Source organism: Streptomyces lateritius (assembly GCF_014649715.1).
GTDB lineage: Bacteria > Actinomycetota > Actinomycetes > Streptomycetales > Streptomycetaceae > Streptomyces > Streptomyces lateritius.
This window is the reverse complement of record NZ_BMTO01000018.1, coordinates 114,899-128,683: the sequence shown is the minus strand read 5'-3', so window position 1 is coordinate 128,683 and position 13,785 is coordinate 114,899. Positions and strand designations below refer to the sequence as shown.

The following is a 13,785-nucleotide window of genomic DNA, read 5'->3' as shown; positions in this document are numbered from 1 at the left end:
GGGGCATGCGTATTCGAGTGCGGCGCACCGGCGGCTTCGCGGGCATCGAGCGGACAGCCGAGGTGGACACCTCGGGCGTGCCGGACGCCGAGGACTGGCACACCCTGGCCGGCACGGTCCTCGACGACCACGGTGACCGCGACGAGGACGGTGACGACGAGGACGGTGACGGCGAGGGCCGTGGCGGCGGCCGGGGGGTGCCGGACGGCTTCTCGTACGAGATCACGATCGATGACGAGACGGTCCACTGCGGCGATCCGCGCCTGACCGAAGCCCAGCGGACCCTGATCCGTAAGGTCCTCAAGGAGGGGGCGTAAGCGGATCCCCACAGTCCTGGCCCCCCGAGGAGGCGGTGGCCGCGGGCAGCAGCGTGGAGACGGCGCCCACGGCCGAGCGTCTCCGGCTCGGCTTCGCCGCCGGTGACGAGAAGCCGAACCGGCTGGAAGCGGGCCGGCTAGAAGCCGAGCTTCCGCAGCTGCTTGGGATCCCGCTGCCAGTCCTTCGCGACCTTCACGTGCAGGTCGAGGAAGACCGGGGTCCCGAGCAGCGCCTCGATGTGCTTGCGGGACTTCATCCCGACCTCCTTCAGGCGGCTGCCCTTGGGGCCGATGATGATCCCCTTCTGCGAGGGGCGCTCGATGTAGACGTTCGCGTGGATGTCGAGCAGCGGCTTGTCCGCCGGACGGTTCTCGCGAGGGATCATCTCCTCGACCACCACGGCGATCGAGTGCGGCAGCTCGTCCCGTACGCCTTCGAGCGCCGCCTCGCGGATCAGCTCCGCGACCATGACCATCTCCGGCTCGTCGGTGAGGTCGCCCTCGGGGTAGAGCGGCGGGGATTCCGGCAGGAGCGGGATCAGCAGGTCGGCGACGAGCTGGACCTGCCGGCCGCCGACGGCCGAGACCGGGACGATCTCCTGCCACTCGAAGCCCAGCTCCTTGCCGAGCTGGTCGATGGCGATGAGCTGCTCGGCGAGGGTCTTCGAGTCGACCAGGTCCGTCTTGGTGACGATCGCGACCTTCGGGGTCTTCTTGATCCCGGCCAGCTCCTTAGCGATGAAGCGGTCGCCGGGGCCGAGCTTCTGGTCGGCGGGGAGGCAGAAGCCGATCACGTCGACCTCGGCCCACGTCGTGCGCACGACGTCGTTCAGACGCTCGCCGAGGAGCGTGCGCGGCTTGTGGAGGCCCGGCGTGTCCACGAGGATCAGCTGGGCGTCCGGGCGGTGCACGATGCCGCGGACGGTGTGCCGGGTGGTCTGGGGCCGGTTGGAGGTGATCGCCACCTTCTGGCCGACCAGAGCGTTCGTGAGGGTGGACTTGCCCGCGTTGGGGCGGCCGACGAAGCAGGCGAAGCCGGCCCGGTGGACGGCTTCGGAATCTTGGTTACGAGCGCTCATGGGGGCCATTCTCCCCGATGCCGGGCCGCCTCACGTACCCAGTGCCCGCCGACGCCGTACGCGCAGGCCGACGAGGGCCACCACTCCCCCGGTCAGGACCACCGCGGCGGCGAGCCAGGGCAGTGCGAGGAAGGACACCCGCCCCGACTCCCGTACGTCCTTCGCCGTCGCCGTGAGGGTCACGTCACCCCAGTCGAACTGCGGAGATCCCGTCCACCGCTCGGTGAGCCGGATCCTCTGGCGGGGCAGCAGCTCGGAGGGGACCCCCGCCAGGTCGCGGGCGAGCAGGGTGCGGCCGAAGAGGCCCTCGGCGCGGAGGGCGACCTTGGGGTTGAGGGTGACGTTGCCGCGGTTGTGCAGGGTGTACGAGATGAGGGCGGTGCTCGCGCCCGCGCCAGGGACGAGCGGCCGGTCCTGGTCGAGGGTGACGTCCTCGACGGCGAGGGCGGGGACGGTGGGGCCGTTCACGCGGAGGTAGACCCTGGCCCCGACGGCGCGCTGGACTCCGACCGCGACGGAGCCGGCACCGGCCGCCTCGACGCGCTCGTCGAGGGCGACGACGGCGCCGGGGTGGTCGCCGGGCTCGGCGTCGGCGGGCACGGCGAGCGTATAGGGGACGGTGAGCGAGGAGCGGGCGGGGACGGTGACGCGCGCGCGCTCGGGAGTGATCCAGGCTCCGGCGCCGGTCTGCTTCTCCTGCCGGGTGCGGACGGCGAAGCCGCCGTCGCGCTCGGTGTTGTAGGCGTCGGCGCCGTAGAGGCGGAAGGTGAGGGGGGCGCCGGTCTTGTTGGTGACGGTGACCCGGTCGGCCAGCGTCGTGCCGGGATCGGCGGAGAGATAGAAGTACGGCCGGCCGCCGAGCCGAGAGGCGGCCGGGTGGACGGCCCACTCGCCGTTGTCGGCGGCGTGGGCGGGGGCAGGGCCGCCGAGCGGGAGCAGAAGCACGGCGGCCAGGAGGAGTACGTACAGCTTGCGCACGGTGCGGAACTCCTTTTACTCGCCCGGGGTCAGGATCAGGACAGGGTCAGCGTCAGGACGCCGGAGTAGGCGCCCGGGGCGGTGAACGCCGGGACGTTCAGGGAGACCTTGGCGTCGACCGTGAACTCACCGCCGGTCAGCGTGCCGTTCGGGGTCGAGGCGAGGGTCGCCCCGCCGCTGCCGACCGTGCCGGCCGAGCCGGGGGCGCAGGTGCTGGGGCTGCCGGGCCTGGTGGTGCAGGCAGGGGTCCAGCTGAGCTGTCCTGCGCCGATGGAGCCGCCGGGGCCGGTGAAGTCGGTGACCTTGCCGGTCAGGGACCAGCCCGCGGGGCCGCCGCGGAAGTCCTTGACCGTCACCGTCTTCAGGTCGCCTGTCGCCGCGCCGCCCTGACCGAAGTCGACGGACGACAGCTGGACCGCGTCACCGGCCTGGGTCATCGACAGTTCGCCCGCGGTGACCGCCGCGTGGAGCTTCTGGCTGTTGGGCGCCTGCGGGGTGTCGTCGACGACGGTGTACGCGACCGGTCCCGCGCCCTTGTCCGGGTCCCAGGCCGTCCCCTCGTACGCCACGATCCCGGTGGTCGCCTTGTCGTCGACCCTCAGGCGCGCGGCGAACCCGCCCTCGCTGTCGGTGGTGACGGTCATCCGGTCGGCGGTCTCCGCCGCTCCGGAACGTCCGGCGACGGTGACCTCGGTGAGGGGGGTGAACTTGGCGCCGGTCACGGTGACGCGGGCGCCCGGGGCGCCCGAGGCCGTACCGAGCTGGAGGTTCCGCTCGTTGGCGCCCGGCCGGTCGCTCACCGTGATCGTCTCGGAGACGGGGGCGGGCGGGTCGGTGACCGTGCAGGGGGTGTCCAGCTCCATCAGGTAGCTGGTGTGGATGTTGTAGTCGCCGGGAGAGAGGGTGATCGAGCCGGGCGCGGTGACCGTGAACGTGCCGGTCATCGAGAACGGCGGGAAGGCGCCCTTGCCGGGGACGGGGTCGTTCTTCTTCGGCCCGGTGACGGTGACCGCGCCGGCCTGGGCGCCGCCGAGGACGACCTTGCCGCTCGGGGTCATGATGTCGGCCGGCAGGGCCAGGTCGACGGGGTTGGACGCGGCCGGCTTGGTGACCTTGTAGGTGACGGTGACGGTGTCGCCGACCTCGGGCGTGGGCTTGTCCACCGTGATCTCGGCGGTCGTGGTGCCGTCGATGGGCGGGATGCCCGCGATCGGCGGCGGGACGCAGTGCGTGGGGAAGTCCACCGCCCGGGACGCGGTCGCCAGGGCGCCGGCCGGGGCGGCCAGTGCGCCGCCGGCGGCGACCGCGAGAGCGGTGGCCCCGAGGGCGGCGGTCCAGCGCCGCCTTCGGGCCGGGGTTCTCAGTGCCATGTGTGCCCCCTCCTGAGGGATGAGGGCGCCATTGACGACCGCGCGCCAAGAGAAGTCAATGGAATCGAAATACGCCGACTGATGACCCATCAGGTTCTGTCAAGATCGGCGTTTTGCCTGGTCAGCGCAAGTGCCGGCGCCGCCTGGGGCGACGCCGGTGAGAGGTCGTGCGGGGGTGGTGCCGGGGTCGTGCGCGGGTGGCGCTCGGGTGGGCTAGAAGACGAACGGGCCGGGTGACTGCGAGGTGAGGGCGTCGCAGTTCACGGTCGCCCCGAAGATCGTCATGGTGAGCGCGGTACCGGCGAAGTAGGAGTTGAGGCTGTCGCCGACCGCGACGGTGCCGCTGAGCGGACCGATGGTGACGGCCTGATCGGCCGCCAGTGCCGGGTTCTTCTTGCCGCTGAACACGCGGGTGCCGCCGCCGGCCTTGGCCATCGTCAGACGGGCGTTGATCTGGTCGGCGCCGACCGCGATCGGCGTCTTGACGGCGGCGGTGAGCGTGATCGTCGCCGCCGTTCCGCTCTGCGTGGCCTTGAGGGTGGCGATCCCGCCGCCCCAGATCCCGCAGTCGTACGTGGCCGTCGCGTTCCCCGGTGACACGGCGGCGGCGGCCGGGGCGAATGCGAGCCCGGTCACGGCGAGCGCTCCCGCGAGGACCGCGCAGATGCCTGAGTTGCTGCCTCTCATGACGTCGTACCCCTTTCGGTGATGCACGCAGGGGTGCGGACGCTGCGTGAAGCAAACAATCTGACGGCCCGTCGGGCGGACCGCTGTTCATTGACGCGCAACGGACCGGGGAAGACAAGAGAACATCCGGTGATTCTTCACAAGCGTGCGAAGAGGGCCCGGCGGGATGCCGGGCCCTCTTCGGGGCGTGCGGTGGGCCTGCGATCGGCCCGCGATCGGTCGCGATCAGCCCCTAGCCCGCGGTGACCGCGGCGCGGAGCCGACCGTCGGGACCGGCGAGCAGAACCGGGGTCCCGGGCCCGCCGAGATCCCGTACCGCCGCACGGTCCGCGTCCGACGCGGCGTCGGCGGTCGAGACGACGGCCGCGGCCTCCAGCGACTGGGCGCCACTGGCCACGGCCATCGCGACCGCGGTCTGGAGCGCGCTCAGCTTGAGCGACTCCAGGTCCACGGTCCCGGCCACATAGGTCCGGCCGGTCTCGTCACGTACCGCCGCGCCCTCGGGCACACCGTTGCGGGCGCGGGCGCTGCGCGCCAGCGTGATGATCTTGAGGTCCTCGGCGCCGAGGTCGCCGTGGTCGGGCTTGAGTGTCATGCCCCGAGCATAGGTCGGGGCGGCGGATCAGCTCTGCGCGCCCTTGACGAACTTGTCGGCGGCGAGCTTGGCGAGGGCGTCGAAGTCCTTGTGGCCGGAGGCGTTCGGCGGCACGTGGGAGACGCGGACCAGGCCCGTGCCCTGCCGCACGACGAGCAGGTTCGTCTCGACGGTCATGGCGATGTCCGCCACTTTCATCTTCAGCCGGAACGCCTGCGACTCCTCCCCGGCCTTCGGGCCGGTGAGCTTCTCGGCCGTGACGGTCATCTTCATGCCCTGGAGCTCGGCGGCGAACCCCTTGCACGTGTCCAGCGAGGTGCTCAGCGCCTTGAAGAAGTCCGTGGCACCGGCGGCCGGGAAGGTGAAGACCTGGCTGTCGATCCCGGTCGTGTCGCTGGTGCGCTCGAAGCTACCGGACGGGCCCATCGTCGCCCCGGCGATCGTGTCGGCCATGAAGCCGACCTGTGCGCCAGGACGACCTTGCTCAGCCCGCCAGGGGGAACATCGCCCCGCGCCGCCCCTCCGGGGAGACCAGCCACTCCAGCTTCGCCGCCGTGTCCGCCTCCGGCAGCGGGGTGTGCAGCACGATGACGAGGTCGGGGCGGGCCGGCACCCGCAGTTGGGTCGATTCGAGGACCAGCGTGCCGACCAGGGGGTGCTCCAGCTCCTTGCGGACCTGCCCGCCCGGCATGATGTCCCGCCGCTCCCACAGTGCGACGAACTCCTCGCTCGCCGCCTTGGCCTCCTCGACCACCGCGCGGAAGCCGTCGTCCTCCGGGTTCTCCGAACAGGCCGCCCGGAACTGGGCGACCACGCGCGGGGCGAGGTGCTCCCACCCGCCCATCCGCGAGCGGTAGAGAGGGTCGGTGAAGAAGGCGATGAGGCAGTTCTGGGAGATCTCCGGCCGCACGCCGAGCACGATCGACGCCGAGTCGTTGTACAGGACCGCGTTCCAGTACGCGTCCATGATGACCGCAGGGAACGGCATCCACGCGTCGATCAGCCGGCGGAGCCCGGTGCACATGTCGCGTGCGCCCGGATCGATTTCGGGGGCGGGCGGGTTCAGCGCGGCCAGGACGTACAGGTGGCGGCGCTCGATCGCGCTCAGCCGCAGCACCCGCGCGACGGAGTCGAGAACCTGCGGGGAGACGGTGATGTCGCGGCCCTGCTCCAGCCACTGGTACCAGGAGACGCCCACGCCCGCGAGGACGGCGACCTCCTCGCGGCGCAGACCGGGCGTGCGGCGGCGGCCACCCTCGGGAAGGCCGGCCTCGGCAGGGGTGACCCGGGCCCGACGGCTCATCAGGAACTCGCGCAGTTCGGCGAGTCGGTGCCGCTTGGCGGCATCACTCTCGACCGCAGTGGCCACGTGCGTCCTCCCCCTGTGCAGCCTGGTGGTGCGACCAACAGGATAAGTTCCCGCTCCCCACGGATGTTCCCGCGAGCCGAGGGTGGTTGCCATGGCAACCGACACTCCGACCACCACCCCTGCGGACACGCTCCCCTCCTCCGAGCCGTCCCTGACCGCCCGCGCCCGGCTCATCCTCTTCGTGCTGTGCGCCGCCCAGTTCATGGTGGCGCTCGACTTCTCCGTCCTGAACGTCGCCCTGCCGGTCCTAGGCGCCGACCTCGGTCTCGGGCAGTCGGCGCTGCAGTGGGCCGTGACGGCCTTCGCGCTGCCCTCGGGCGGGTTCCTGCTGCTCTTCGGGCGGACCGGCGACCTCTACGGACGTAAGAAGCTCTTCCTGGCCGGCCTCGCCCTCTTCGGCGCGGCCTCGCTCCTCGCCACCTTCGCCTGGGACCCGGCGTCGTTCCTGATCGCGCGGGCCCTCCAGGGCCTGGGCGCGGCGGCGATCGTGCCGACCGGCATGTCGCTGCTGACGACGACGTTCCCCGAGGGCCCGCAGCGGGACCGCGCGCTCGGTGTCTCCGGGACCGTGCTTTCCCTGGGCTTCACGATCGGGATGGTGCTCGGCGGCGTCATGACGGACACCCTGGGCTGGCGCTCGACGATGGGTCTGCTCGCCCTGTTCACGCTGGTCTTGCTGCCCCTGGCACCCGGTCTGCTGCCGGAATCCCGCACGCCCGACCGGCCGCGCCTCGACCTGCCCGGAGCGGTCACCGTCACCGGCGCCCTGCTCGCGCTCATCTACTCCCTGTCGACCGCGGCCGAGCACGGCTTCGGCGGCGCGGAGGTACGGGTGACCCTGGTCGTGGGCGTCCTGCTCCTCGGGGCGTTCGTGGTCGTGGAGTCCCGGCACGACGCCCCCCTGGTCAGCCTGCCGATGCTGCGTCGCCGGACGGTCGCCTTCGGCAACCTCGGCGGTCTGGTGACGTTCTCGATGATGTCGACGGTCGTCTTCGTCCTGACGCTCTACCTCCAGGAGACGCTGGGGCTCTCGGCGTTCGCGACGGGTCTCGTCTTCGGTGTGCAGGGGCTGCTCTCGGTCCTGATCGGCTCGATGGCGGCGAAGGTCATCGGCCGCGTCGGCGCAGGCCGCACGCTGGTCTTCTCGCTGCTCGGCCAGGGCCTCTTCGTGGCGCTGCTGCTCGGCATCGGCACGGACTCGGGCGCGCTCCTCGCGACCGTCGGCGTCTCGCTGGCCAGCATGTGCCACCTCGGCGCGATCATCTCGTACGGGCTGATCGTCACCTCCGGCGTGCCGGACGAGGAGCAGGGGCTGGCGACGGGTCTGGTCACGACGACGCAGCAGGTCGGCATCACCGTCGGCATCCCGCTGCTCGGCGTCCTGGCGACGACGGGCGGCGATCTCTACGACGGGGTCCGCACGGTCCTCGCCGTGAACGCGGCCATCGTGGTGGCCACGGGCCTGCTCGTGGCGCTCGGCCTGCGGAAGCGGGCCTGATCCGGGCGGGCCGGGGGGGCGCCGAGCAAGCCGGGAGGGACGGGCTACGGACGGTCCAGGCGGAGCCGTACCGCCTTCGGGAGGCCGGCGACCACCAGGTCGTAGGAGTCCTCGATGAGCTCCCGGACCATCCGGTCCGGGAGCCCGCCGACCGTCACCGTGTTCCAGTGGCGCTTGTTCATGTGGTAGCCGGGGGCGACGGCCGCGTACTCCTCGCGGAGCCGTTCCGCCTCCTCGGGCTCGCACTTGAGGTTGATCCTCAGCGGCTCGGCGTCCAGCGCCGAGAGCGCGAACATCTTCCCGGCGACCTTGAAGACCGAGGCCTCCGGGCCGAACGGGAACTCCTCCGTGGCGTCGTTGAAGTCCAGGCAGAACGTCCGCAGCTGGTCCGGGGTCACTCCGGCCTCGCCTCCGGTTCCACGAGCACCGTGACGATCTTGTTCCGGCGGCCCGCCGGGGACTCGGCGGTCAGCCGCAGCGTACGCCCGTCCGGCAGCTCCACGACCGCCTTCGCGCCGGCGATCGGCACCCGGCCGAGCGCCTTGGCGAGCAGCCCGCCGACCGTCTCCACGTCCTCGTCGTCGTACTCGTCGGGTCCGAAGCCGTACAGCTCGCCGAGGTCCCCGATGTCCAGGCGGGCGGTGACCCGGTAGCGGCCGTCGCCCAGCTCCTCGACCGGGGGGATCTCGCGGTCGTACTCGTCGGTGATCTCGCCGACGATCTCCTCCAGGATGTCCTCGATGGTGACGATCCCCGCCGTGCCGCCGTACTCGTCGATGACGACGGCGACGTGGTTGCGCTCCTGCTGCATCTCCCGCAGCAGGTCGCCCGCGTTCTTGGTGTCCGGTACGAAGGCGGCCGGCCGCATCGCCGTCGACACCACGTCCGCCTCCGCGTCGCGGTTGATGTGCGTCTTGCGGACCAGGTCCTTCAGATAGACGATGCCGACGATGTCGTCCTCGTTCTCGCCGGTGACCGGGATCCGGGAGAAACCGGAACGCAGGGCCAGGGTGAGCGCCTGCCGGATCGTCTTGTACCGCTCGATGCAGATCAGGTCGGTGCGGGGCACCATCACCTCGCGTACGAGCGTGTCGCCGAGCTCGAAGACGGAGTGCACCATCCGGCGCTCGTCGTCCTCGATCAGCTGCTCCTGCTCGGCGAGGTCCACCATCGCCCGCAGTTCGGCCTCGGAGGCGAAGGGGCCCTTACGGAAGCCTTTGCCGGGGGTGAGCGCGTTGCCGATGAGGATGAGCAGCTGCGGTACGGGGCCCATGATCCGGGCCAGCGGCAGCAGGACGTACGCGGCGACGGTGGCCGTGTTGAGCGGGTGCTGGCGGCCGATGGTGCGCGGCGAGACGCCCACGGCGACGTAGCTGACGAGCACCATCACCCCGATGGCGACGAGCAGCGCCTCCCAGGTCGCGGAGAACTCCTCCAGGCACACGTAGGTGACGAGGACGCCGGCCGCCATCTCGCAGGCGACGCGGACGAGGAGCGCCACGTTGAGGTAGCGCGTGGGGTCGGAGGCGACCTGGGCGAGTCTGTCGGCGCCGCGCCGCCCCGCCCGCAGGGCCTCGGCGGCGCGGAAGCTGGTGACGCGGGCGACGCCTGCCTCGGCGCAGGCGGCGAGCCAGGCGACGACGATCAGGGCGACCGCGCCGAAGATCAGCGATGCGTTCATCGGGTTCGTCGGGTCCGTCGGGGGCTCAGGAGACGGTGGGCGCCGGGGACGGGCCGGTCAGGCCCTTCTCCGCGCGCCAGCCGTCGACGATGGCGGCCTGGAGACCGAACATCTCCGCCTTCTCGTCCGGCTCCTCGTGGTCGTAGCCGAGCAGGTGCAGCACTCCGTGGACGGTGAGGAGCTGGAGCTCCTCGTCCATGGAGTGCTGCGTCGGCGCGTCCTTGCCCTGCTGGGCGGCGACCTCGGGGCAGAGCACGATGTCGCCGAGGAGCCCCTGCGGGGGCTCCGCGGCCTCGTCGTCCTTCGACGGCGGACGCAGCTCGTCCATCGGGAAGGACATGACGTCCGTGGGGCCCGGGAGGTCCATCCACTGGATGTGGAGCTGCTCCATCGCCTCCGCGTCGACGACGATCACGGAGAGCTCGGAGAGCGGGTGGATGCGCATCCGCGCGAGGGCGTAGCGGGCGATGTCGAGGATCGCCTGCTCGTCGACCTCGGTTCCGGACTCGTTGTTGACGTCGATCGACATGGTGCTCTGTTACTACTTCCCGTTGCGGCTGTCGTACTGCTCGTACGCGTCGACGATACGGCCGACGAGCTTGTGCCGTACGACGTCGTGGGACGTGAGGCGCGAGAAGTGCACGTCGTCGACGCCTTCCAGGATGTCCTGGACCTGGCGCAGACCGCTCTTCGTGCCGCCGGGAAGGTCGACCTGGGTGATGTCGCCGGTGATGACGATCTTCGAGTCGAAGCCGAGCCTCGTCAGGAACATCTTCATCTGCTCCGGGCTGGTGTTCTGCGCCTCGTCGAGGATGATGAACGCGTCGTTGAGCGTCCGGCCTCGCATGTACGCCAGCGGCGCGACCTCGATCGTCCCCGAGGCCATCAGCTTCGGGATCGAGTCCGGGTCGAGCATGTCGTGCAGCGCGTCGTAGAGCGGCCGCAGGTACGGGTCGATCTTCTCGTAGAGCGTGCCGGGCAGGAAGCCGAGCCGCTCGCCCGCCTCGACGGCCGGCCGGGTCAGGATGATCCGCGTGACCTGCTTGGACTGCAGGGCCTGGACAGCCTTGGCCATGGCCAGGTACGTCTTGCCGGTACCGGCGGGGCCGATGCCGAAGACGACCGTGTGCTTGTCGATCGCGTCGACGTAGCGCTTCTGGTTGAGGGTTTTGGGGCGGATGGTGCGGCCGCGGCTGGAGAGGATGTTCTGGGTGAGCACCTCTGCCGGGGTCTCCTGGCCTGCCTCCGCGCTGCCGGTCTCGCTCGCTCTGAGCATGACGATCGAGCGTTCCACTGCGTCCTCCGTCATCGGCTGTCCGGTGCGGAGCACCAGCATCATCTCATCGAACAGGCGCTGGATCAGCGCGACTTCCGCGGCGTCCCCCACCGCGCTGACCTGGTTGCCCCGGACATGGATGTCGGTCTTCGGGAACGCGTTCTCGATCACACGCAGGAGCGCGTCACCGGAACCGAGAACGGTCACCATCGGGTGCTTCGCGGGGACGGTGAAGTGGGCGCGGGTCTCGCCCGGTGCGCCATTGGGGGCTGTGGGTGTCTGAGTCATGGGCCGGCACTGTGGCCTGCACATACCTCCCGTTGCAGGGTTCTCGCTGCTCGACAACCTCTCGGACACCAAGCCTACGACTTGTCACTGACAAGGCCGAAGCCTTTTACCGGGCGAGAGTGGGTGGCGGCCCGGCGGCTCGGACCGGCGGTCTGGCGCCGCCGCGGCTCAGGCCGAGCGGCGGAAGCCGATCGTGGGGACGGCCCGGCGCAGGGGCCACGGGCGCGTGGGGGCCGGGAGCAGCCGTTCCAGGAAGGCGTAGCGGGCGCGCAGGGCCTCCGGGTCCTGGCAGGCGTGCCCCTGGACGTGCTGCCACCAGGCGGCGACCTCGCCCCAGCCGGGCGCGGAGAGCGAGCCGCCGAACTCCTGCACCGACAGCGCGGCGGTCAGGCCGGCGAAGGCGAGCCGGTCGGCGAGCGGCCAGTCGGCGAGCGTTCCGGTGACGAAGCCCGCGACGAAGACGTCACCGGCGCCGGTCGGGTCGAGCGCGGAGACCTGGATGGCCGGGACCTCGGCGGTCTCGCCGGTGGCGCCGTCGACGGCGTAGGCGCCTTCCGCACCGAGGGTGACCACTGCGTAACGGACCCGGTCGGCGAGCGCGTGGGCGGCGGCCTTCGGGCTGTCGCTGCGGGTGTAGCGCATGGCCTCCTGGGCGTTGGGCAGGAACGCCTCGCAGTGCTCGAGGTCGGTCAGACCGGCGAGGTCCCAGCCGCCGGTCTCGTCCCAGCCGACGTCGGCGAAGACCTTGGCGCCGCCCCGGGCGGCCTGTGCGACCCAGTCCTCGGCGCGGCCGGGCACCAGCGAGGCGACGGCGGCGCGCGCGTGCGGCGGGTAGGCGGGCAGAGCGCCGTCCAGGGGCGGGGCCTGGTGGCCGTGCGAGACCATCGTGCGCTCGCCCTCGTACGCCATGGAGACGGTGACCGGGGAGTGCCAGCCGGGGACGGTGCGGGAGAGCGAGAGGTCGATGCCCTCGCCCTGCTCCAGAGCGTCCCAGCAGTACTCGCCGTAGTGGTCGTCGCCGAAGGCGGCGGCGAGGGAGGTGCGCAGGCCGAGGCGGGCGAGGGCGGTGGCCATGTTGGCGACGCCGCCGGGGCTGGAGCCCATGCCCCTGGCCCAGGACTCGGTGCCCCGGACAGGGGCGCTGTCGAGGCCGGTGAAGATGATGTCGAGGAAGACCGTGCCGGTGAGGAAGACGTCGCACTCGGGGTCGGTGGGCTCGCGCAGGCGCACCAACGGGTCGAGCCCGGCGTCGTGTTGCTGCTCTCCCCTTGCTGTGGTCACGGCAGGCTCCCCGGTCGTGGTGCGGATCAGCCCAGTGTGCCCGATGAGGGCGGCGAGACGGGGGTGACGCAGCGGGGAAAGCGAGGGCCATTACCCCGCCTAACCAACCCCAAACGCCTTTGTGACTCAGATCACAAACACAATGGAGGGATTCCGCCCTCTCCGGACTTCTCCGGGCCACCGGTCGCTTGATACACATGTCTCGCGATCCCGTGCAACACCGGGCGCTCCACCCCCTCTTCCTCTTTTCCTGGAACGCCCATGTCGTCGCGCCCGCGTGCTCTGGGGCCCCTTGTCGCCCTTTTCACGGCCGGTTATCTCGCCCCGTACCTGCTCCCGACCGTCGTCGGCCGGCTCTCGGGCGGGCTCGGACTCACCCCCGCCCAGGCGGGCCTGGTCGGCTCGGTCCTCCTGCTCGCCTCCGCCTCGGCCGGCTTCGCGCTCGCCGCACGCGTGGAACGGTTCGGCCCGCGACGGGCGGCGAGGACCGGGCTGCTGGCGATGGGCGTCGGCTACGGCTCGGCGGCGCTCACCGCGAGCGTCCCGCTGGTGGTCGGCGGCGCGGTCATCGGCGGTCTCGGCTCCGGTACGGCGCTCGCGGTGGCCGCGGCGGGAATCGCGGCGCAGCCCGACCCGCACCGGGCCTCGACGCTCGGCCTCCTCTCCGTCTCAGCGACGGCCGGCGCCCTCTACCTGACCCTCCCCCACTTCGGCGGCGGCCACGCGCTGCCCTTCGCGTCGATCGCGCTGACGGCGGCCCTGGTCTGGCCGCTGACGGGCGGACTCGCCGGGCCGGCCGGTGCCCGCACGCCTCTGCGCGCGGGGGCTCGAGGCGGGCCTCGCAGTCCGCTCCCGCACCGGCGTTCGGGTGCCGTGCTCGCCGCCGCGATCCTGCTCTGGTCCCTGGCGCAGAACGCCCTGTGGGGCGTCAGCGGCCGGATCGGCGTCACCCAGGCGGGCCTCGGCGAGGTCACCGTCGGAGCGGTCTTCGCGGTGGCGCTCGGCGCGGGTCTCGCGGGCGTCCTGGGCGCAGGGGTGCTCGGTTCGAGGCTGGGCCGCGCGGTGCCGGTCGGGGCGGGCACGGCCTTCATCGCCCTCTGTGTACTGGTCAGTTCGGGCGCCGAGAGCCTGGCGGCCTTCGCGACCGGCGAGATCCTGTGGAACGTCTTCTATCCGGTCGTCCTGTCCTACCTGCTGGGCCTGGCCGCCTCCCTGGACCCGCGCGGCCGCTGGGCGGTGCTGGTCGGCTCGGCGTCCTCGCTGGGCGTGGCCTGCGGCCCGGTCACCGGCAGTGTGCTGTCCGAGCAGGCCGGCTACCCGGGCATGGGCGTGATCCTGTGCGTCCTGCTCCTGCTGGTGGCGGTCC

15 protein-coding genes are annotated in these 13,785 nt (G+C 71.7%); 3 read left to right on the top strand and 12 right to left on the bottom strand.

Annotated features, from left to right (window positions below; genetic code table 11):
* Positions 1–5 precede the first annotated feature (5 nt).
* Positions 6–317, top strand: a complete 312-nt coding sequence (locus IE136_RS30340; RefSeq protein ID WP_189601905.1) for a protealysin inhibitor emfourin — start codon at positions 6–8, stop codon at positions 315–317.
* Positions 318–454: 137 nt separating this feature from the next.
* Here IE136_RS30340 and era read toward each other — a convergent pair whose 3' ends face one another.
* The 7 genes from era to IE136_RS30305 form a co-directional block, all read right to left on the bottom strand.
* A complete protein-coding gene (gene era, locus IE136_RS30335) occupies positions 455–1,396 on the bottom strand; it encodes a GTPase Era (RefSeq protein ID WP_158987149.1) in 942 nt (313 codons plus the stop codon).
* A 30-nt stretch (positions 1,397–1,426) separates the two neighbouring features.
* Positions 1,427–2,374, bottom strand: a complete 948-nt coding sequence (locus tag IE136_RS30330; RefSeq protein WP_158987150.1) for a WxL protein peptidoglycan domain-containing protein — start codon at positions 2,372–2,374, stop codon at positions 1,427–1,429.
* Between the two features lie 35 nt (positions 2,375–2,409).
* The gene (locus IE136_RS30325; protein ID WP_158987152.1) at positions 2,410–3,744 is read right to left on the bottom strand and encodes a WxL domain-containing protein; all 1,335 of its coding nucleotides are present in this window, start codon (positions 3,742–3,744) and stop codon (positions 2,410–2,412) included.
* Between the two features lie 213 nt (positions 3,745–3,957).
* Positions 3,958–4,431 carry a hypothetical protein gene (locus tag IE136_RS30320; protein WP_158987154.1) on the bottom strand — a complete coding sequence of 158 codons (474 nt, stop codon included), beginning with the start codon at positions 4,429–4,431 and terminating at the stop codon, positions 3,958–3,960.
* A gap of 232 nt (positions 4,432–4,663) precedes the next feature.
* Entirely contained in the window at positions 4,664–5,026 is a 363-nt protein-coding gene (locus IE136_RS30315; RefSeq protein ID WP_158987156.1) for a cytidine deaminase-like protein, read from the bottom strand.
* A gap of 27 nt (positions 5,027–5,053) precedes the next feature.
* On the bottom strand, positions 5,054–5,479 hold the full coding sequence (locus tag IE136_RS30310; RefSeq protein WP_189601904.1) for a hypothetical protein: 426 nt from the start codon (positions 5,477–5,479) through the stop codon (positions 5,054–5,056).
* 31 nt (positions 5,480–5,510) lie between these two features.
* Positions 5,511–6,395: a helix-turn-helix transcriptional regulator gene (locus IE136_RS30305; protein ID WP_189601903.1), complete on the bottom strand. Its 885-nt coding sequence runs from the start codon at positions 6,393–6,395 to the stop codon at positions 5,511–5,513.
* A gap of 91 nt (positions 6,396–6,486) precedes the next feature.
* On the opposite strand from IE136_RS30305, the gene IE136_RS30300 reads away from it, so the two are divergent.
* On the top strand, positions 6,487–7,893 hold the full coding sequence (locus tag IE136_RS30300; RefSeq protein WP_158987162.1) for an MFS transporter: 1,407 nt from the start codon (positions 6,487–6,489) through the stop codon (positions 7,891–7,893).
* Positions 7,894–7,937: 44 nt separating this feature from the next.
* Here IE136_RS30300 and IE136_RS30295 read toward each other — a convergent pair whose 3' ends face one another.
* From IE136_RS30295 to IE136_RS30275, 5 genes are all read right to left on the bottom strand, one after another.
* Entirely contained in the window at positions 7,938–8,291 is a 354-nt protein-coding gene (locus IE136_RS30295) for an MmcQ/YjbR family DNA-binding protein (RefSeq protein WP_158987164.1), read from the bottom strand.
* Positions 8,288–9,574, bottom strand: coding sequence for a hemolysin family protein (locus IE136_RS30290; protein WP_158987166.1), 1,287 nt, complete (start codon positions 9,572–9,574; stop codon positions 8,288–8,290). Before IE136_RS30290 ends, IE136_RS30295 begins: the two co-directional genes overlap by 4 nt.
* Before the next feature lie 25 nt (positions 9,575–9,599).
* On the bottom strand, positions 9,600–10,103 hold the full coding sequence (gene ybeY, locus IE136_RS30285) for an rRNA maturation RNase YbeY (RefSeq protein ID WP_158987168.1): 504 nt from the start codon (positions 10,101–10,103) through the stop codon (positions 9,600–9,602).
* Between the two features lie 12 nt (positions 10,104–10,115).
* Positions 10,116–11,138 (bottom strand): PhoH family protein, encoded by a 1,023-nt coding sequence (locus tag IE136_RS30280; protein ID WP_158987170.1) that lies wholly within the window; start codon positions 11,136–11,138, stop codon positions 10,116–10,118.
* Positions 11,139–11,306: 168 nt separating this feature from the next.
* Positions 11,307–12,419 carry a carbohydrate kinase family protein gene (locus tag IE136_RS30275; protein ID WP_158987172.1) on the bottom strand — a complete coding sequence of 371 codons (1,113 nt, stop codon included), beginning with the start codon at positions 12,417–12,419 and terminating at the stop codon, positions 11,307–11,309.
* A gap of 261 nt (positions 12,420–12,680) precedes the next feature.
* Between IE136_RS30275 and IE136_RS30270 the strand changes: the two genes are divergently transcribed.
* The coding region (locus IE136_RS30270) for an MFS transporter (RefSeq protein ID WP_189601902.1) at positions 12,681–13,785 on the top strand (1,105 nt) is incomplete at its 3' end.